Source organism: Bradyrhizobium sp. Pha-3, assembly GCF_042258615.1.
Classification (GTDB): Bacteria; Pseudomonadota; Alphaproteobacteria; order Rhizobiales; family Xanthobacteraceae; genus Bradyrhizobium.
In genome coordinates, this window is sequence record NZ_CP170152.1 from 2,686,797 (window position 1) to 2,703,481 (window position 16,685).

Sequence of the window (16,685 nt, forward strand, 5' to 3'; positions counted from 1 at the left end):
CACTTTTCCGGATCATGCTCTAAACACTCCCCGAAACCAGAATTACGGGGAGTGCTCATCGTGGCAACGTTCAAGGCAATCAGGATCGACAAGGCGGACAAGGGTACCACCGCCGCACTGACCCAATTCGACGACGCGGAATTGATGGACGGCGACGTCACCGTCCGCGTCGAATGGTCGACGCTGAACTACAAGGACGGCCTGGCGCTGACCGGCAAGGCGCCCGTGGTGCGCCGCTTCCCGATGATCGCCGGCATCGATTTCGCCGGTACCGTCGAACAATCCAGCCATCCCGACTGGAAGCCAGGCGACAAGGTCGTCTGCAACGGCTGGGGCATGGGCGAAACCCATCTCGGCGCCTATGCGGAAAAGGCCCGCGTCAAGGGCGACTGGCTGGTGCGGCTGCCGGACGGCATTTCGGCCCGTGACGCGATGGCGGTCGGCACCGCCGGCTATACCGCAATGCTCTCGGTGCTGGCGCTGGAGAAGCACGGTCTCACGCCGAAGAGTGGCCCGGTGGTGGTCACCGGCGCCGCCGGCGGCGTCGGCTCGGTCGCGATCGCCGTGCTCTCGAAGCTCGGCTATCACGTCATCGCCTCGACCGGGCGGATGCCGGAGGCCGACTATCTCAAGGGGCTCGGTGCCACCGAGGTGATCGATCGCGCCGAGCTGTCGGGTGCCCCCAAGGCGCTTGCGAAGGAGCGCTGGACCGGCGGCGTCGACAGCGTCGGGTCGACCACGCTCGCCAATCTGCTTTCGATGACAAAGTACGGCGGCGCCATCGCGGCCTGCGGCCTGGCGGCCGGGATGGACCTGCCGTCGTCGGTCGCGCCCTTCATTTTGCGCGGTGTGTGCCTTCTCGGCATCGATTCCGTGATGTGCCCGATCGAGCTTCGCAGGACCGCCTGGCGGCGCCTTGCCAGCGATCTGGATAAGGCAAAACTGGCTGATATCACTCATGAAATCGCCTTGGACGAAGTCATGGGTTATGGTGCGAAAATCCTCGCTGGCCAGGTCCGCGGCCGTATCGTGGTAAAAATAGTCTGAGGACGTTCAGACTTTACCAACCAAGCTGCTCCAATGTTGCCACGGTTGGTATGGTAAGCAGCGGGTAAAGAGACTTGCAGCATGATCCCGGGGGGCCGGGTGTCCTCGCGCAGACGTCGTGAAGCGTCGGTCGCGGGGATCATGCTCAACAAGGAGCGGGTGCCCGCGCTCGTAAGTGGAGTAGCTCATGCTTGCGCGTTTGGTGTTGGGGGCCGTCACGGCCGGAGCGATGGTCGTGCCGGCGTTCGCAGGCATGATGAACGCCGATGAGGCCCGCAAATTCGTCGCCGGCAAGGTGTTCGCGTTCACCTGTTTCGACGGCACCCGCGGCGCTGGCCGTATCCTCGACGATCTGGGTGCGGCAGGCTCGATCCAGTTCTCTGGCTCCGGACCCATCCGCCGCGTGCGCCTGCCCGGCAATACGCTGCAAATCCGCGGTCAGAGCGTGTGCGCCTCGCTGAAGGGCATTCCGTTCGAACCTTGCTTCAATCTCGACAAGCAGGACGACCGCACGTTCCGCGGCTCGGTCTCAGGCATGGGCTTCGCCTACTGCGATTTCCATCACCAGGGCGGCCAGCAGATGCTGATGGCACGCGCGGTGGCGCGTCCGCGTTCGCTGCACCCGCGCACCCGATCCGCGGATGCCTCGCCGCCCGAAGTGTCGCGCGTCGAGACGCCGCAGGTCGAAAGGGCGAAGCTCGAGCCGGTCAAGGCCGAGCCCGCCAAGGTCGAGAGCGCGCCGGAATTGCGCCGTTCCACCGACTAGAGCCGATCCGTTCGGATTGAATCGGAACGGGGCTCTAGATTCTTGTTTTGACGCGTTTTCTTCACGCGAACCGGTATCCATCCCGCATCAAGTGCGGGACAGGCTTCGCTCGAAAACGCTCTGACGTCTCATCTGCTCGCTAGCGGGAATAACGCCAAGCCGTAGTCATACGGATGGCGGTCGCCACGCGTTGATAGCTACTCAATACCTTAGCGTTCGCCGACAGGCGGGATGACGAGGGCACCGATTTGAGTAGTCATATGGCGCAGTATTTTTTCCGTATCAGTGATGGCGATTACGCTGGTGCGTCCGACCACGCGACGGAATTCGAGAGCCGTGACGTGGCCTGGGCCGAGATGACCAAGGTCTGCGGTAATTTCCTTGGCAGCATTTCGCGCAACATGAAGCAAGACAGCGAATGGCACATGGAGCTGCTCGACGAGAGTCGGAAGCCCGTGTTCAGGATTCGGCTGGTTGCCGAATCCGTCGACTGAGGCGCTCGCCGTTCAGGACAACAAGCTTCAAGCCTCAGCCTGCGAGACAGGCGGAGCGGCCCGCCTGCGGAACAGGATCCGCTGATACAGCCAGCCGATCGCGACCAGCACAATGCCAAGGCACATGAACGACAGCGCCCGGTAGACTCCGGTGAGCGTCGACATGTCGACCAGGAACGCCTTCAGGATCGTAAGCCCGATCACCGCAGCGGAGGCGAGCCGCGCCCGCTGCGAGTTGACGACGATGCCGATGCCGAGCAGCGCGACGCCGAACATCAGCCAGGCGATCGAATAGGTGTATTGCTCCGCGCCCGTGGTCTCGCCGCGCGTCAGCACCGGTCCATGATAGAGCCTGCGGATTTCGAACGTGACGTAAGCGAGCGCCAGCACCAGCGCGCCGGCGGCGATCGTGTTGGCGTATGCAGCGGGACGATGCCCCGCCACCGCGTAGGACAACAGCAGCGCCAGCACGGCGGGAAATGCATAGCCGAGCAGCAGCAGATTGATGAAGCTGCCGCCGACGTCCTGCCACCACAGCATCGGGTTCTCCAGCCCCAGCAGCCCGAACAGGCTGGCAAGCCCGGCGAACGCGGTCAGCAGCACCGCGCCGACATTGTGGACGATGCTGCCGCTGCGCAGCCGCAGCCGCTCCAGCCCGATCGCCATCGCAAGCGTCACGCCGACCTGCAACCCGACCTCGGTCAGCCCGGCGCTGTCGCGATAGACGTCGCCGCTATTGACCGCATGACGGATCTCCATGAAGGCGAGCAGCACCGTGAACAGGATCGCGGCCGATTCGACCATGCGCAGCGGGACGTCGTCGCCGTTGCGGCGCAGGAAATGGCTTCCCGCCCAGAATGACAGCGCTGGAACGCCATAGCCCCACAGCAGCCAGTTGAAGATCGGCGTGGTGCCGACGGCGTCGCCCGCGATCCGCGGCTCATAACCGATCCGCAGCACCACGATGCCGGCCAGGATCGCGGCGAGCCAGCGCAGGAACGGGATCGGCCGCTGCACCGACAGCCACGCCGTGCCCATCGACACCAGCGCCAGCGCGATGGTGAGCCAGCCCTTGTCGAGTGCGAAGGTCAGCGCCAGCGCCAGCGAGGCGAGGGCGCCGGTGGCCGACAGTGCGATCGAGGGCGACAGCTCCGGCCGCTCGCCGCGCCGGTTCAGTGCTTCGGTCGCGGCCGCGTAGGCGGCTGCGAGCAGCACGGCGAGGATCGCGAGCGGGATCGAGCGATCGAGATGCGCGATGCGCGCATAGAGTGCGACCAGCAGCGCGACCGGCGTGAACACGGCCGCCGCGGCCCAGGTCACCGTGATCTTCGTGGTGGCAAAACGGAATTGCGCGAGGAAGCCGGCGATGCCGAAGGCGGCCGCGAACAGCGCGGCGGTGACGAGATGCAGCGAGACCGAGCCGTCGGTCGCGGACGGGCCGATGCCCGGGATCGCACCGCCCGGCAGCACCAGCATGTCGACGTTGCGGCGGACGGCCCACTCGCCGAACACGATGAAGACGAATGCGGACGCGGCGGCGATCGCGCCGGCAGCGGCGGGCGCACGCCAGGCCACGGCGAGGCTGGCCGCGGTCAGCAGCGCAAAGCCGATCATCGCGCTGTCGGCGTGCGCGCTGTTGAGCACGATCAGCATCGCGCCGAACAGATAGGCCGCGAGCGAGCCGGAGGAGATCGGCTCGATCTCCTCGCCATCGCCGTCGGGGCCGAACATGAAGCCGCAGACCACGAGCAGCGCCGCCAGCACGAAGCCCGCGATGACGTGGAAGACATGCGGCGCGATCATCTCCGGCCCGCATTGCAGGCACGGGAAGGTCCACAGCAGCGCGAAGGCGATCGTCGTGACGGCAAGCCAGCGCCACAGCCGGATCCGCGCGAGGCCGAACGCCGCCGCCGTGACGATGGCAAGATAGATGTAGAGCGACCAGAAGTCGGGCTTGTCGGACGAGACCAGGATCGGCGTGACGAAGGCGCCGACGATGCCGAGCCCTGCCAGCGCAGGTCCGTGCAGCAGCGCGGCCGCGAGCGTGCCGAGCGCGACCATGCCGAGCAGGATGAAGGCGGTTGCCGGTGCGAGGAAATCATACAGCGCGTAGGCGGCGTAGACCGTGGCGAACGCCACCGCGGTGCCGGCGGCGGTGAGGATCGCCGGAATGTTGGCGACCGGCAGTGCCGCGATGCTGGAGATGCTCTCCTTGCGCCGCGTCCACTCGCCGGCGCCGAGCAGGGCGAGCGCAAATAGTCCGCCGAGCAACGTGCGCACGCCAGGGCCGAGCAGCCCGGCCTCGATCGAATAGCGCACCATGAAGAAGCCGCCGAGCGCGAGCGTCAGGCCGCCGATCCACACCACCCAGCGCGTGCCGAGCGTCTCCTCGAAGCCGGGCGCCGGGGGCGGCGGGGCGGGTGGTTCTGGCAGCGACGGCGGGGCGGCGATTGCCGCGTCCGCGGCTGCCTCTGCACGCGCAGCCGGCTGGCTCGCAGCCGCTTCGGGCAGCGGCGGCGGCGCGATGGGAGGCGCTGCCGGCAGCGTCTGCTCGAACGCCTCGAGAGGCGCCAGCGGTGGCGGCACGGCCGTCCGCGCGGCGGCTGTACCCGCAGTCTCGATCGCATCCAGCCGGCGCTGCAGCACCGCAATCTGGCCCAGCGCCTTGCGCGCAAAAATGATCGCAACAATCGCGATGACGAGCGTGAGGAAGTCGAACGGCGAATCGAACATCGGGCCTCCGGCGGGACGCGCCGGACCATCGGCCAGCCGGCCGCCCGTCGCAACCTAAAGCATGATCCGGAAAAGTGTGTGCGGTTTTCCGAAAAGACCATGCTCAAATCAAAGAACTAGAGCGGGATGACGATTCGAAGAAAAGTCGTCCCGCTCTAGTAGTGCAGGTGAGGGGAATGGAAGTTCAAGCGATCGGCCTCGGCAGGCTGCGCTAGTCCAGGTCGATGTGGAAGGGCCGGCCTTCGACGCTCATGCTGCCGGGGCCCATCGCATCGAGCGCGCGCAGCATCCGGCCCTCGCGCCCCAGCGCCTTGTCGGCGAGGCTGACGATCAGCCGGTTGGGCGCCGCGATCGGTGAGGCCTCGCGGATCAGCCGGGCGATGGACATTTCGTCGCGGTGCGGATTGAGCGCGCAGACGGTGGCAAAGGCGCTCGCGGTCGAGCGGCTGATGCCGGCGTAGCAATGAACCACCATCGGTGCGCGGCGATCCCAGCCGCGCACGAAGGTCAGCACGCGCTCGATATGCGTCTCGTTCGGCGCAACGAATCCGTCCATCTGTTCGACGATGTCGTCCATTGACACCTTTAGATGGTTGGCCGGAAGCACGGAGGGCGGCCGCTGCACCTGGTCGACATTGGCCATCACGGTCAGCACATGGCTGGCGCCGGTGGCACGAACCGTGTCGGAGAGCGCGGCAAGCGAGCAGACGTGAAGCATGGTGGTCCTTGGCTATCGGTGCGCCCGACTATAACGGCTGCTCATGGGTGGGCAAAGGTGGGCGGCGCCATGCCTGCTCTTCGTTTTGCGGCGCACGCTTCGCGGTGCCGCGCCTATGATGTGTGTAATGCCTTGAAGCGTTCGAGGAACTGCTTTTCAGCCCTGGCAGCGGTCCATGGCGTCAGATAGTCGCGCTCGGTGGCCTCGGGCAATTCCGGATCGCGGCCGAACAGCCGGCTGGCTTCGGCTTGCGAAAACCCCGCCAGATGCGTCGCCTCAAGATAGGCGGCACCGCGATCCGCGGCCTTGATCTGCTGGGTGATCTCGTCCGCCAGCACCGCGGGCAGGCCGAAGCGGATATGGATCGCCGATAGCAGCCGCTTCTCCACCGCCTTGTATTCGCCTGACAGCACCGCCTTGAACGGCGAGATCATGTCGCCGATGACGTATTCGGGTGCATCGTGCAGCAATGCAGCGAGACGATGGCTGATATCGATGCGCGGCGTCTGCTGACGCATCACGGCCTCGACCAGTAGCGTGTGCTGGGCCACCGAGAAGATGTGCGCGCCGCTGGTCTGGCCATTCCAGCGCGCGACCCGCGCCAATCCGTGCGCGATGTCGACGATCTCGATATCGAGCGGCGACGGATCGAGCAGGTCGAGCCGGCGCCCAGACAACATCCGCTGCCAGGCGCGGGTGGTCTCCGTCGATCGACGCGCAGTCATTTCTTCTTGAGCCGCGGTGTGCGGAGCTTGCCGCTGCAGGCCTCGTGGCAGAAGCAGGTCACGAGATGATCGTTGACCATGCCGGTCGCCTGCATGAAGGCGTAGACGATGGTGGGGCCGACGAATTTGAAGCCGCGGGCGCCGAGCTCCTTGGAGACCTTGATCGAGACCGGCGTCGAGGCCGGCACGCTCGCGGTGGTCTTGAACTGATTGACCTTCGGCTTGCCGTCGACGAAGTCCCACAGGAATTTCGAGAAGCCGGGGCCCTTCTCCATGATCTCGAGATACGACTTGGCGCTCGCCACCGTGCCTTCGATCTTGGCGCGGTTGCGGACGATGCCGGCGTCGTTCATCAGCGCATGCACCTTCTTGTCGGTGTAGCGCGCGATCTTCTCGGGCTGGAAATCGTCGAAGGCTTTGCGGAAATTCTCGCGCTTGCGCAGGATCGTGATCCAGGACAGACCGGCCTGGAAGCCGTCGAGGATCAGCTTTTCATAGAGCGCGCGGTCGTCATATTCCGGCACGCCCCATTCATTGTCGTGATAGGCGACGTAGAACGCGTCCTCGCCCGGCCACGGGCAGCGCGTCTTGCCGTCGGGATGCAGCTGCGCGGTACGGCTCATGCGACGGTCTGCTTGGGGGTGATGCGGACAGCGTCCGGCTCGGCGAGATGAAGCGCGAGCCCGCCCGCGGTCAGCGGCAGGCCGGCATCGAGCGCATCGGCGACGCGATCGATGCGCACCAGCGCGAGGCCTTTCTCGCCGGCGGTCGAACCCATGGTGCCGACCTGCTTGTCGCCGGCCTGGATTGTCGCACCGGTTTCGGGGGAGGGGCCGTCGAGAATGATCTTCACCGTGCGGGTGCGCGCCGTGCCGCGGTGCTGCATGCGCGACACCACCTCCTGGCCGACATAGCAGCCCTTGTCGAAATCGACGCCGTTGAGGCGGTCCATATTGGTCTCGTGCGGGAAGGCGTCGCCATACATGAAGTCGAGCCCGCCGCGCGGCACGCCGGTCGCGATCCGATGCGCCTCATAGGCGCTGCTATCGACGAGATCGGCGCCGATCAACTCGGAGAGTTTCTGCTTCAGATCCTCCGGGATCAGAATGCGCCAGCCGAGCGCTACGTTGCGCGGATCGGCGAAAGCGAGATCGGGGATCGCCGCCGGCTCACCATCCCAGGCTGCCAGCACGCCGAGGCTGTCGGAGAGGTTCTCGACCACGACCTTGGCGCGCAGCTTGTAGAAGCCGAGCTTGTCGGCAAGCCCCTTGGCGAGCGCACGGGGCGCATCGATCAGGAAGCCGCCGCCGTGGCCTGTGGGTATCTCGGTGATCAGGAAATCGACGATGATCTTGCCCTGCGGCGTCAGCAGCGCGCCAAACCGGGCCTGCCCCGGGGCCAACTGCTCGACATCGGTCGTGATGAGGCCGTTGAGGAAGTTGCGGGCGTCCTCGCCAGAGACCTTGATCACGCCCCGATCTGGAAGAAACGCTGCTTTCATTCGCAAAATTGGCTCTTTTTCCAAGTTCCTTGGGAAACGCGCGGCGCGCGGATATCCCCTGCCAAGCTAAGGCGCTAGAGTGCGCCGAACAAGGCCCGCGCGACAGCCGAAAGCGGGCGCCGAGGACCGATGAATCAGCATTTCGACACCATTCTAAAATCCGGCACCGTGGTCAATCAGGACGGCGAGGGCGTACGCGATATTGGTATCACAGGCGGCCGCATCGCCGCGATCGGCTCGCTCGGCCAGGCCTCAGCCGGTGAGGTGATCGACTGCAAGGGCCTGCACATCCTGCCGGGCGTGATGGACACCCAGGTGCATTTTCGCGAGCCCGGACTGACGCAGAAGGAAGATCTCGAGACCGGCTCGCGCAGCGCTGTGATGGGCGGCGTCACCGCGGTGTTCGAGATGCCGAACACCAACCCGCTGACGGTCACCGAAGAGGCGTTCACCGACAAGATCAAGCGCGGCCACCATCGCATGCATTGCGATTTCGCATTCTTCATCGGCGGCACCCGCGAGAACGTGCAGGACCTGCCGGAGCTCGAGCGCGCGCCGGGCTGCGCCGGCGTCAAGGTGTTCATCGGCTCCTCGACCGGCGCGCTTTTGGTCGAGGACGACGAGAGCCTGCGGCGAATCTTCCAGGTGATCCGGCGCCGCGCCGCGTTCCATGCCGAGGACGAGTACCGCCTCAACGAGCGCAAGCCGCTGCGGATCGAAGGCGATCCGCGCTCGCATCCGGTGTGGCGCGACGAGACCGCGGCGCTGATGGCGACCGAGCGGCTGGTCAATCTCGCGCGCGAGACCGGCAAGCGCATCCACGTGCTGCACATCTCGACCAAGGAAGAGATTCTGTACCTCCGCGACCACAAGGATGTCGCGTCCTGCGAGGCGACGCCGCACCACCTCACCATGGCCGCGCCGGAGTGCTATGAGCGGCTCGGCACGCTGGCCCAGATGAACCCGCCGGTGCGCTCGGCCGACCACCGCACCGGCATCTGGTACGGCATCGAGCAAGGCATCATCGACGTGCTCGGCTCCGACCACGCGCCGCATACGCTGGAGGAGAAGGCCAAGACCTATCCGGCCTCGCCATCGGGCATGACCGGCGTGCAGACGCTGGTGCCCTTGATGCTCGATCACGTCAACGCCGGGCGGCTGTCGCTACAGCGGTTTGTCGATCTGACCAGTGCTGGCCCGGCGCGGCTGTTCAACATCGCCTGCAAGGGCCGCATCGCGGCGGGTTATGACGCCGACTTCACCGTGGTCGATCTGAAGCGCAGCGAGACCATCACCAACACATGGATCGCCTCGCGCGCAGCCTGGACACCCTATGACGGCGTACGGGTGCAGGGCTGGCCGGTCGGCACCTTCGTGCGCGGCAAGCGGGTGATGTGGCAGGGAGAAGTGACGACGCCGTCGACGGGCGAGCCGGTCCGGTTCCTCGAGACGCTGAAGGCCTAGCTAGCGCATCAAATGCGCTAGATTCTTGCTTGACGCGTCTTCTTTACGCGAACCGGTGCCCACTTCGCTCGAAAACGCTTTGCGGGATTACTGCCGGGCCAATGCCAGCGAGAACTCGCCGTTGCGCACCCGCGCGGCGAGACCCTCGGCGAATTTCGCCACCGCGTCCTCGCCATAGGTGCCGACGAGCTCGGCGAGCGCCGCAAACAGGCTCGCCTGCGCGAGGCAGTCGCCATCGACGCCGTCGTGACGCGCTTCTGCCCAGGCCTCGTTCAGATAGCCTAGCGCGGCCTGCTTCTGTTCGTGATCGGGACGCGGGTCTTGGTGATGGGGAAAGGACGCTGGATGGCGCATGAAACTCTGCAAAATGGCTGCGCGCGGTCCGAGGAGCGAACCACTGCGACGCGCGAGATTTATCACGCATGCGGGTACCGCCTAGCCCACATCTTTCGAAAAGGTTAACGCCCGCCACGGCATTTAAAGGGGAATTCCGGATAGCGCCGCCGCCGTCAGCCAAATGAACTGTGGATATGGTCCAGCACGGCGCGCGGCGAGGCGCACAGATGGCTGGCGCCGGCCGCGACCAGCTCCTCCGGCGTGCCGTAGCCATAGGTGACGCCGATCGCGCGGATGCCGTTGCTGACAGCGCCGATCACGTCGTGGCTGCGGTCGCCGATCATCACGGCCCCAGCCGGATCGGCCCCGGTCTGCTCCAGCGCATAGGCCAGCAGGTCGACCTTGTTGACCCGGGTTCCGTCGAGCTCCGAGCCGAACACGTGGTCGAAATATCCGCTCAGGCCGAAATGCACGACGATCCGCGTCGCGAACACGTGCGGCTTCGAGGTCGCCACGAATATGCGCCCCGGCGCCTTCCGTAGTTCCGCCAGCACGTCCGCGATATCGGGATAGACGCTGTTCTCGAACAGCCCGATATCGCCGAACCGCTCGCGGTAGAGCTCGACGGCGCGGTCGGCGAGCTCCTCGCCGCCGAGCAGCATCGCAAAGCTCGCTCTGAGCGGCGGCCCGATGCACCAGGTCAGTTCGTCCTGCGATGGAACCGGTCGGCCGAGCTTGCCCAGCGCATACTGGATCGAGCCGGTGATGCCGGGCTTCGGGTCGGTCAGGGTGCCGTCGAGGTCGAAGAAGATCGCGCGTTCAGTTGGCATAGCGGGCCGTCAGGTCGCGGGAGATCTTCGAGCCTTCCTCGATATAGCGGCGGATCGCGACGGATGCCGCGGGGGTGCAGGTCCGGTAGGTCTGCTGGAAGCCGTTGTAGCCGCGGTTGAAGCCCGCGATCATGCGAGCGCGGCGGTCGCCGGAGGGAGTCTCGGCGTCGATCAGCGCCTGCATCTCGTTGCGCCATTTGGCGCCCTCGTTGGAGCCGCAGATGCCGCGCAGGTAGTGCAGGGCGCCGAGGATCTCGGCCAGCCGCTGCAGGTCGCCGTCGAACGGCGCAGCCGCGTCCTGCGCCCGGGCGGGCGTCGCGAGGCATGCCGACATCAGGATCACAACGGCGAGAAAGGCTCTGATCATCAGGGGTTCCGGAATCGCCGTGGTATGCCCCCTCAATGCGCCGGAGGCAAGGCGGCAAGGCCCCAATACCGCTCCCAAACAGGCCTCAGACCAGCCGCCGGGCGGCCGCAATGACCTCGTGCAGCCCGCCGGTGACCCTGAGATCGCCGATCTCCTCCGGCGCCAGCCATTTGAAATCGTCGTGCTCGTCGTTCAGCACAGGCTCGCGGGAGGCCCAGCGCGCCGCAAACGTCATGATCAGATAATGCCCGGTGCCGGGCCCGGTCGGCAGCACCTCGCGCCAGCCGGCCAGGCCCAAGATCTCGACCCGCAGGGCGGTCTCCTCGTCGATCTCCCGGTGCAGGGCGGTGTGCAGCGTTTCGCCGAATTCGACCCGGCCGCCGGGCAGCGAATAGAAGCCCTTGCCCGGCGAGCGGGCGCGGCGCACCAGCAGCACCTTGCCGTCGCGGAAAATCACGCCGGAGACGGCGAGCTGCGGGCGGATCGGAGGTTCGGGAGGGTTCAAGGCAATCAACAATCAGGTTCGAGCATCATCATGCCCGATAAATCAGGCGCCCGCCATGATGCTGTCGACATCGGCCTCTGCGGCGCCGTTGATGACACCGGCGGTCTGCATCACCAGCGGCTTGACCCAGACGATCGCCTGCTCGGCGAGCGCGACCCTGCTCTTGTCCTGGTGCAGCTGCCGCATCGCGGCGCCGACCTCGGTCAGGATCTTGGTCATGCTGTCGGTGAGCTGGTCGAATTCGGCCCGGATCCCGGCATCCGCCATCTGATAGGATTCGATCGCGAGGTCGCGCGCCCGAAAATTGGACGCGGTGAAATGCTCGGCATAGGACAGTGGCTGCCATTCCAGGAAATCGCTGGCGCATTCCGGCAGGTCCGGCACCATCTCCAGCAGCATGATGGCTTCGTTGAAGTGATTGAGGTAGTCGGTTGCAAGCCCGGTGCGGGGATTGATGTTGGCGGCGCGCAACAACGCCGCCCGCGCCTCGTCGGGGTACGTCGGTCGCGGGGAAGAGCCCGCTATGGCGGCCGTTGAGGTCATTGGTCGCAGTCTTTAACGGTCCAAGTTAAGGCGGAATAAACGGATACCATCCTGGACAGGATATGTGCGGACGCTTTGTCATTACCTCGCCGCCGGCGGCCTTGCGAGAGATGTTCGGCTACATCGAGCAGCCGAATTTTCCGCCGCGGTATAATGTTGCGCCGACCCAGCCGATCCCGGTGGTGCTGCTGCAGAATGGCGGCCGGCATTTTCAACTGATGCGCTGGGGCCTGATCCCGTCCTGGGTCAAGGATCCCCGCACGTTCTCGCTGCTCATCAACGCCCGCTCCGAGACGGTGCGGGAGAAGCCGGCCTTCAAGAACGCGATCAAACGGCGCCGCGCGCTGATCCCGGCCGACGGCTATTACGAATGGCAGGATGCCGGCGGCCGCAAGCGGCCGTTCTTCATCCATCGCCGCGACGGACACCCGGTCGCCTTCGCCGCGCTCGCCGAGACCTGGATGGGACCGAACGGCGAGGAGCAGGACACCGTCGCGATCGTCACTGCGCCCGCGAGCCCCGACCTCGCGCAACTACATCACCGCGTGCCCGTCACGATCAGGCCCGAGCAATTCGCGCGCTGGCTCGACTGCCTGCCCAACGATGTCGACGACGTGATGCCGATGCTGAAGGGGCCCGATGTCGGCGAGTTCGCCTGGCACCAGGTGACGATGCGCGTGAATGCCGTCGCCAACGACGACGCGCAATTGCTGCTGCCGATGACCGCGGAAGAGATCGCCGCGGAGGACGCTCCGGCGGCGAAGAAGACAGCAGCGCGCAAGGCGCCGGTGCGCGAGGACGACGGGCAGGGGTCGTTGTTTTAGCTCATGTCTGCACGGCTGCGCAGCTGGCGCCAGGATTGAAGTGCGGCTCTCTCCACATCGTCGTCCCTGCGAAAGCAGGGACCCATACTCCGCGGCGGGCGTTGTGAATGGGACTTGTCGTTCCAGCGTCGCACAACAATACGTTTCGGTGGTTATGGGTCCCTGCTTTCGCAGGGACGACACTGAGTTTGTTGCAAGGCCTGTGAAAGCGAGCGCTCAGGAGGGGATCACCCCTTCACCGACGCCACGCCCTCGATCTCGATCAGCATCTTCGGATTGGGCAGCGCCACCACGACGCAGGTGGTGCGTGCGGGATACGGCGCAGGGCCGAACGCGCCGGCATACAGAACGTTCATCGTCGCGACGTCGCTGGCGCGGGTCAGCAGCACGTTGACCTTGACGAGATCGCGCATCGTGGCGCCGGCCTCGGTCAGCACGCGCCGGAAATTGGTGGCGACATTGGCGAACTGCGCCTCGAAGCTGTCGGGCAGCTCGCGGTTGGCATCGAAGCCGGGAATGCCTGAGATGAACAGGAGGTCGCCGACGCGAGCGCCGAACGAGAGCGGCGGCGCCGTGACGCCGTGCGGAGGAGGGAAGTGCTTGATCGCTGTCATGGAGTCACCCGTCTGCGCGAGATGGAAGTGGTGGATTTTCGATGCGCGGCGCCAGCGTGCGCCGGCGCAGAAGATTCTTGCCGAACAGATTCTGGCCGATCATGCCTGCCAGCATCGCGACGACGAACACCACGATCGGCAGCGAAAGCCCGGCAAGATTGACCAGCGCAGGCCCGGGGCAGATGCCGGCGAGGCCCCAGCCGACGCCGAACAGGATTGCACCGCCGACCAGCGGCGCATCGATGTCGTTGCGATCGGGCCACAGGAAGCGCGCCGAGAACGCAGGCGCGGTGCGCTGCCGCGCGATCGCAAAGCCGGATGCTGCGACCACAACCGCACCCGCCATCACGAATGCGAGCGTCGCATCCCAGGCGCCGAACAGATCGAGGAAGCCGAGCACCTTCTGCGGGTCGGTCATGCCCGAGATCAGAAGGCCCGCGCCGAAGATCAGGCCGCAGACGAAGCTTGCGAGAAGTGCCATCGCTAGCCTCCGATCCCGTGCCTGACGATCGCAACCGTTATGATCGCCGCCGTCATGAAGATGAACGTGGCCACGATCGAGCGGCCGGACAGCCGCGCGAAGCCGCAGACGCCATGGCCCGAGGTGCAGCCATTGCCCATCCTTGTGCCGAACCCGACCAGAAGGCCCGCGATCGCGATCACCGCAAGGCTCGCATTCATCGCCGGCCGCGGCAGCGGCGCGCCGATCAATGCCGCAATCAGAGGCGCCGCGATCAGCCCCGCGATGAACGCGATGCGCCAGGAGCGGTCGGGAGTGCGGTCGGCAGTGCGGTCGGCGGTATCGGGCTGGAGCAGGCCGCCGACGATGCCGGTGACGCCGGCGATCCGCCCGGTCAGCAGCATCAGCAGCGCCGCGGCGAGGCCGATCAGTGCGCCGCCGGCGAGGCCGGAAAGTGGGGTGAAATCGTGCATCGATGCGGGTCCCTGTTGCGCAAACTCCTCAGCGATGGCGCAAAGCGCTGGGCGCGGGCGCCAATGGTCGCGCGACTACACGCCCGATGATAGACTCCGCAATAACAGGAACAAGCGCAATCCCGCGTGTCTTGCCGGCATTTCGACGTGCCGCCGCTCGGTTGGATTGCCGCGATTCGCTTCACTTCGTCCGGAGAACCCCCATGAGATTGTCATCCGCCGCCCGCGCCGTGCTGTTCGCGCTGGCGCTGCTCACCGGATCGTCCGCTGCACTGGCCGACGAGGGCGCGGTGACGCTCGTCATCTTCAAGGGCGGCTGGTTCTTCGGTGGCTCCGCGGGCAAGGGCGTCCTGACCTTCCACGGCCAGACCTACGGGCTCACCGCCGGCGGGCTGGACTATGGCCTCGTGTTCGGCGGCTCCCAGACCACGTTGCAGGGGCGGGTGCGCAACATCCGCCGCGCCCAGGATATCGCCGGCGTCTATGCCGCGGCGGGCATGGGCGTTGCGCTCGGCGCCGGTGTGCGCGGCATTCTCTTGACCAACCAGAACGGCGCGGTGCTCGAACTGAGCGGCAAGCAGATCGGGCTGATGGCCAATGTCGACCTCAGCGGGCTTGCGATCACGTTGAAGGAATAAGGGGCGTCGCGGTTCGTAGGTGGGTTAGCCGGAGGCGTAACCCACCGACTCGCATCCGCGATTTGAAGATGGTGGGTTACGCTGCGCTAACCCACACTACGAACCTGCGATCCACCGCGCCAGCTCACGCCACGGCTGCAACGTCCAGTGCCCGGACGCCGCACCCGACGGCGACGGCAGCACGAACACGTCAGGAAATCCATTCACGGCCGGCTGCCGGCCGAGCGCAAGCGCGCTGGTCGGCTTGTCGTAAAACAGGCTCGCCGCCTTCCTGCTGGTGAAAGCGATGGTCTTCGGCCGAACCATCTCGATCTTTGTCCTGAAGCCCGCGACATCGAACGAGTCCCGCGCGATCTCATGATCCATCCCGGCACCGGTCTTGGAGAGATCGGTGAATCCGATGCCGAGTTCGAGCAGTGCCGTGAACTCATCCGGCCGATAGCGCCGCGGCGTGATACCGGCCTCATGCAGCGCGCGCCAGAAGCGATTGCCGGGATGCGCGTAGTAATGCCCGACCGCGGCCGAGCGCGTGCTGGCCGCGGTGCCGACGAACACCAGGCGCAGATTGGCGTGGAGCTGGTCGGGGAGGCGGTGGGTATTGCTATCGGGCATCGCACAAGGACGGAGCAGAGCAGCGGGGCGATCCTGCCTACACGAAATCGTCTTTCGGCAGGCCGAACTTATCGACCAGTCTGTTCAGGACGGGCAGCTGTCCCTTGGTAATCTTCCTGAACGCCTCCTTCAATGCAAACCAGCCCGCGCGATCCGCCTCGGGGAATTCAGCGAGGCGGCCAGATCGTGGCGGCCACTCGATCGCGAACGTGTTGCTCTTGAACGCAGCGAGGTCGAACTCGCCCTCGAACGCCCATGCGCTGACATGCTTGCCGCTCGGTTGCTTGAACACGCCGAGCTCGATGAAGGTGCCGGCTGGCCGCTGTCCCGTCTCCTCCTCGAATTCGCGTTTCGCGGCGCTCAGGGGATTTTCGCCCTCTTCATAGAGACCTTTCGGGATCGACCATGCGCCATCGTCCTTCTTCGCCCAGAACGGGCCGCCCGGATGCACCAGCAGCACTTCCGTGATGCCGCGTCTGCGGCGAAACATCAGCAAACCGGCGCTGCGCTGGGGCATGGTCGATTCCGAAGGTGTACGGCTGCGCGCTAACGCACCGGCTCCTTGACCTCGTCTTCAGTCGTGACCGCTTGCGCCGGCGGCGTCGAACGCACCATCAGAAACGTTCCCGAGTACGCCGTGCCGCGAATGCTCCAGCGTCCGTCGATCTCGGTGGCGTCGGCATTGACCGCGCCTTCATAGTGGACCGTGTCATAGCCGTAGCCCGGCGGCTCGTAGCGTTTGACGAACGACACAACGCTGCCGGCGCGGTGGCCCGCGAGCGAGGCGTTGTGGGTGCTGAGCGGGCAGCTCGGCATCACGCAGGGTTCGGTCACACTGCCGCCGAGCGCGCCGCCGGCGTCGATCAGCGTCGCCAGGAACGTGACCATGCCGCCTGGCTGAACATAGCTGCCGTCCCAGACGCCGGTGAGATTGTCGGTCATGCTGCTCGTCCGGATCGCGTGCGTCGAATTGCAGTGATCGATGTGGTGCAGGCAGCGCCTCAACGCAAGTCCGCGAGAGCGGAAGGCACGTCG

Annotated in this window: 22 protein-coding genes; 6 read left to right on the forward strand and 16 right to left on the reverse strand. The window is 65.8% G+C overall.

Annotated elements, in window-relative coordinates:
* Window positions 1-60: 60 nt before the first annotated feature.
* The 3 genes from ACE10Z_RS12520 (at window position 61) to ACE10Z_RS12530 (ending at window position 2,307) form a co-directional block, all read left to right on the forward strand.
* On the forward strand, window positions 61-1,047 hold the full coding sequence (locus tag ACE10Z_RS12520; protein ID WP_375788185.1) for an MDR family oxidoreductase: 987 nt from the start codon (window positions 61-63) through the stop codon (window positions 1,045-1,047).
* Between the two features lie 187 nt (window positions 1,048-1,234).
* Window positions 1,235-1,813: a hypothetical protein gene (locus ACE10Z_RS12525; protein ID WP_375788186.1), complete on the forward strand. Its 579-nt coding sequence runs from the start codon at window positions 1,235-1,237 to the stop codon at window positions 1,811-1,813.
* A gap of 260 nt (window positions 1,814-2,073) precedes the next feature.
* A complete protein-coding gene (locus ACE10Z_RS12530; protein WP_050403167.1) occupies window positions 2,074-2,307 on the forward strand; it encodes a DUF6894 family protein in 234 nt (77 codons plus the stop codon).
* Between the two features lie 27 nt (window positions 2,308-2,334).
* Here ACE10Z_RS12530 and ACE10Z_RS12535 read toward each other — a convergent pair whose 3' ends face one another.
* The 5 genes from ACE10Z_RS12535 to ACE10Z_RS12555 form a co-directional block, all read right to left on the reverse strand.
* Entirely contained in the window at window positions 2,335-5,040 is a 2,706-nt protein-coding gene (locus ACE10Z_RS12535) for a DUF2339 domain-containing protein (protein ID WP_375788187.1), read from the reverse strand.
* Between the two features lie 211 nt (window positions 5,041-5,251).
* Window positions 5,252-5,758 carry a tyrosine phosphatase family protein gene (locus ACE10Z_RS12540; RefSeq protein ID WP_223975315.1) on the reverse strand — a complete coding sequence of 169 codons (507 nt, stop codon included), beginning with the start codon at window positions 5,756-5,758 and terminating at the stop codon, window positions 5,252-5,254.
* A 113-nt stretch (window positions 5,759-5,871) separates the two neighbouring features.
* Window positions 5,872-6,483, reverse strand: coding sequence for a YfbR-like 5'-deoxynucleotidase (locus ACE10Z_RS12545; protein ID WP_375788188.1), 612 nt, complete (start codon window positions 6,481-6,483; stop codon window positions 5,872-5,874).
* Complete coding sequence (locus ACE10Z_RS12550; protein WP_092116040.1) at window positions 6,480-7,106, reverse strand: DNA-3-methyladenine glycosylase I; 627 nt, start codon at window positions 7,104-7,106, stop codon at window positions 6,480-6,482. The genes ACE10Z_RS12545 and ACE10Z_RS12550 overlap by 4 nt, the downstream gene beginning before the upstream one ends.
* The gene (locus ACE10Z_RS12555) at window positions 7,103-7,984 is read right to left on the reverse strand and encodes a YgfZ/GcvT domain-containing protein (protein ID WP_375788189.1); all 882 of its coding nucleotides are present in this window, start codon (window positions 7,982-7,984) and stop codon (window positions 7,103-7,105) included. The genes ACE10Z_RS12550 and ACE10Z_RS12555 overlap by 4 nt, the downstream gene beginning before the upstream one ends.
* Before the next feature lie 129 nt (window positions 7,985-8,113).
* Here ACE10Z_RS12555 and ACE10Z_RS12560 point away from each other — a divergent pair, with 129 nt between their 5' ends.
* Complete coding sequence (locus ACE10Z_RS12560; RefSeq protein ID WP_375788190.1) at window positions 8,114-9,448, forward strand: dihydroorotase; 1,335 nt, start codon at window positions 8,114-8,116, stop codon at window positions 9,446-9,448.
* An 87-nt stretch (window positions 9,449-9,535) separates the two neighbouring features.
* Here the strand turns inward: ACE10Z_RS12560 and ACE10Z_RS12565 are convergent, their stop codons facing one another.
* The 5 genes from ACE10Z_RS12565 to ACE10Z_RS12585 form a co-directional block, all read right to left on the reverse strand.
* Window positions 9,536-9,802, reverse strand: coding sequence for a hypothetical protein (locus ACE10Z_RS12565; RefSeq protein ID WP_028332620.1), 267 nt, complete (start codon window positions 9,800-9,802; stop codon window positions 9,536-9,538).
* Between the two features lie 155 nt (window positions 9,803-9,957).
* A complete protein-coding gene (locus ACE10Z_RS12570) occupies window positions 9,958-10,614 on the reverse strand; it encodes an HAD family hydrolase (RefSeq protein ID WP_375788191.1) in 657 nt (218 codons plus the stop codon).
* Complete coding sequence (locus tag ACE10Z_RS12575; protein WP_342727539.1) at window positions 10,604-10,981, reverse strand: TIGR02301 family protein; 378 nt, start codon at window positions 10,979-10,981, stop codon at window positions 10,604-10,606. Before ACE10Z_RS12575 ends, ACE10Z_RS12570 begins: the two co-directional genes overlap by 11 nt.
* Before the next feature lie 85 nt (window positions 10,982-11,066).
* Window positions 11,067-11,486, reverse strand: a complete 420-nt coding sequence (locus ACE10Z_RS12580; RefSeq protein WP_375788192.1) for an NUDIX hydrolase — start codon at window positions 11,484-11,486, stop codon at window positions 11,067-11,069.
* A 42-nt stretch (window positions 11,487-11,528) separates the two neighbouring features.
* Window positions 11,529-12,029 (reverse strand): hypothetical protein, encoded by a 501-nt coding sequence (locus ACE10Z_RS12585; protein ID WP_375788193.1) that lies wholly within the window; start codon window positions 12,027-12,029, stop codon window positions 11,529-11,531.
* A gap of 62 nt (window positions 12,030-12,091) precedes the next feature.
* On the opposite strand from ACE10Z_RS12585, the gene ACE10Z_RS12590 reads away from it, so the two are divergent.
* Entirely contained in the window at window positions 12,092-12,853 is a 762-nt protein-coding gene (locus ACE10Z_RS12590; RefSeq protein ID WP_375788194.1) for an SOS response-associated peptidase, read from the forward strand.
* 227 nt (window positions 12,854-13,080) lie between these two features.
* On the opposite strand, the gene ACE10Z_RS12595 is transcribed toward ACE10Z_RS12590, so the two are convergent.
* Genes ACE10Z_RS12595 through ACE10Z_RS12605 form a run of 3 tightly spaced genes read right to left on the reverse strand, consistent with a single transcriptional unit; the run spans window position 13,081 to window position 14,400 of the window.
* Window positions 13,081-13,467 (reverse strand): RidA family protein, encoded by a 387-nt coding sequence (locus ACE10Z_RS12595; RefSeq protein ID WP_375788195.1) that lies wholly within the window; start codon window positions 13,465-13,467, stop codon window positions 13,081-13,083.
* A gap of 4 nt (window positions 13,468-13,471) precedes the next feature.
* Window positions 13,472-13,948, reverse strand: a complete 477-nt coding sequence (locus ACE10Z_RS12600; protein WP_375788196.1) for a DUF6691 family protein — start codon at window positions 13,946-13,948, stop codon at window positions 13,472-13,474.
* 2 nt (window positions 13,949-13,950) lie between these two features.
* Window positions 13,951-14,400: a YeeE/YedE family protein gene (locus ACE10Z_RS12605; RefSeq protein WP_375788197.1), complete on the reverse strand. Its 450-nt coding sequence runs from the start codon at window positions 14,398-14,400 to the stop codon at window positions 13,951-13,953.
* 203 nt (window positions 14,401-14,603) lie between these two features.
* Between ACE10Z_RS12605 and ACE10Z_RS12610 the strand changes: the two genes are divergently transcribed.
* A complete protein-coding gene (locus ACE10Z_RS12610) occupies window positions 14,604-15,038 on the forward strand; it encodes a hypothetical protein (protein WP_092116023.1) in 435 nt (144 codons plus the stop codon).
* A gap of 96 nt (window positions 15,039-15,134) precedes the next feature.
* Here ACE10Z_RS12610 and ACE10Z_RS12615 read toward each other — a convergent pair whose 3' ends face one another.
* Genes ACE10Z_RS12615 through ACE10Z_RS12625 form a run of 3 tightly spaced genes read right to left on the reverse strand, consistent with a single transcriptional unit; the run spans window position 15,135 to window position 16,592 of the window.
* A complete protein-coding gene (locus tag ACE10Z_RS12615; RefSeq protein ID WP_375788198.1) occupies window positions 15,135-15,650 on the reverse strand; it encodes a mismatch-specific DNA-glycosylase in 516 nt (171 codons plus the stop codon).
* A gap of 37 nt (window positions 15,651-15,687) precedes the next feature.
* Window positions 15,688-16,167 (reverse strand): NUDIX domain-containing protein, encoded by a 480-nt coding sequence (locus ACE10Z_RS12620; protein ID WP_375788199.1) that lies wholly within the window; start codon window positions 16,165-16,167, stop codon window positions 15,688-15,690.
* 29 nt (window positions 16,168-16,196) lie between these two features.
* Complete coding sequence (locus ACE10Z_RS12625) at window positions 16,197-16,592, reverse strand: hypothetical protein (protein WP_375788200.1); 396 nt, start codon at window positions 16,590-16,592, stop codon at window positions 16,197-16,199.
* Window positions 16,593-16,685: the final 93 nt, after the last annotated feature.

Coding starts and splice junctions, on each gene's coding strand:
- ACE10Z_RS12525 (WP_375788186.1), top strand. CDS start 1,235: ATGCTTGCGCGTTTGGTGTTGGGGGCCGTCACGGCCGGAGCGATGGTC.
- ACE10Z_RS12530 (WP_050403167.1), top strand. CDS start 2,074: ATGGCGCAGTATTTTTTCCGTATCAGTGATGGCGATTACGCTGGTGCG.
- ACE10Z_RS12535 (WP_375788187.1), bottom strand. CDS start 5,040: ATGTTCGATTCGCCGTTCGACTTCCTCACGCTCGTCATCGCGATTGTT.
- ACE10Z_RS12540 (WP_223975315.1), bottom strand. CDS start 5,758: ATGCTTCACGTCTGCTCGCTTGCCGCGCTCTCCGACACGGTTCGTGCC.
- ACE10Z_RS12545 (WP_375788188.1), bottom strand. CDS start 6,483: ATGACTGCGCGTCGATCGACGGAGACCACCCGCGCCTGGCAGCGGATG.
- ACE10Z_RS12550 (WP_092116040.1), bottom strand. CDS start 7,106: ATGAGCCGTACCGCGCAGCTGCATCCCGACGGCAAGACGCGCTGCCCG.
- ACE10Z_RS12555 (WP_375788189.1), bottom strand. CDS start 7,984: ATGAAAGCAGCGTTTCTTCCAGATCGGGGCGTGATCAAGGTCTCTGGC.
- ACE10Z_RS12560 (WP_375788190.1), top strand. CDS start 8,114: ATGAATCAGCATTTCGACACCATTCTAAAATCCGGCACCGTGGTCAAT.
- ACE10Z_RS12565 (WP_028332620.1), bottom strand. CDS start 9,802: ATGCGCCATCCAGCGTCCTTTCCCCATCACCAAGACCCGCGTCCCGAT.
- ACE10Z_RS12570 (WP_375788191.1), bottom strand. CDS start 10,614: ATGCCAACTGAACGCGCGATCTTCTTCGACCTCGACGGCACCCTGACC.
- ACE10Z_RS12575 (WP_342727539.1), bottom strand. CDS start 10,981: ATGATCAGAGCCTTTCTCGCCGTTGTGATCCTGATGTCGGCATGCCTC.
- ACE10Z_RS12585 (WP_375788193.1), bottom strand. CDS start 12,029: ATGACCTCAACGGCCGCCATAGCGGGCTCTTCCCCGCGACCGACGTAC.
- ACE10Z_RS12590 (WP_375788194.1), top strand. CDS start 12,092: ATGTGCGGACGCTTTGTCATTACCTCGCCGCCGGCGGCCTTGCGAGAG.
- ACE10Z_RS12595 (WP_375788195.1), bottom strand. CDS start 13,467: ATGACAGCGATCAAGCACTTCCCTCCTCCGCACGGCGTCACGGCGCCG.
- ACE10Z_RS12600 (WP_375788196.1), bottom strand. CDS start 13,948: ATGGCACTTCTCGCAAGCTTCGTCTGCGGCCTGATCTTCGGCGCGGGC.
- ACE10Z_RS12605 (WP_375788197.1), bottom strand. CDS start 14,400: ATGCACGATTTCACCCCACTTTCCGGCCTCGCCGGCGGCGCACTGATC.
- ACE10Z_RS12610 (WP_092116023.1), top strand. CDS start 14,604: ATGAGATTGTCATCCGCCGCCCGCGCCGTGCTGTTCGCGCTGGCGCTG.
- ACE10Z_RS12615 (WP_375788198.1), bottom strand. CDS start 15,650: ATGCCCGATAGCAATACCCACCGCCTCCCCGACCAGCTCCACGCCAAT.
- ACE10Z_RS12620 (WP_375788199.1), bottom strand. CDS start 16,167: ATGCCCCAGCGCAGCGCCGGTTTGCTGATGTTTCGCCGCAGACGCGGC.
- ACE10Z_RS12625 (WP_375788200.1), bottom strand. CDS start 16,592: ATGACCGACAATCTCACCGGCGTCTGGGACGGCAGCTATGTTCAGCCA.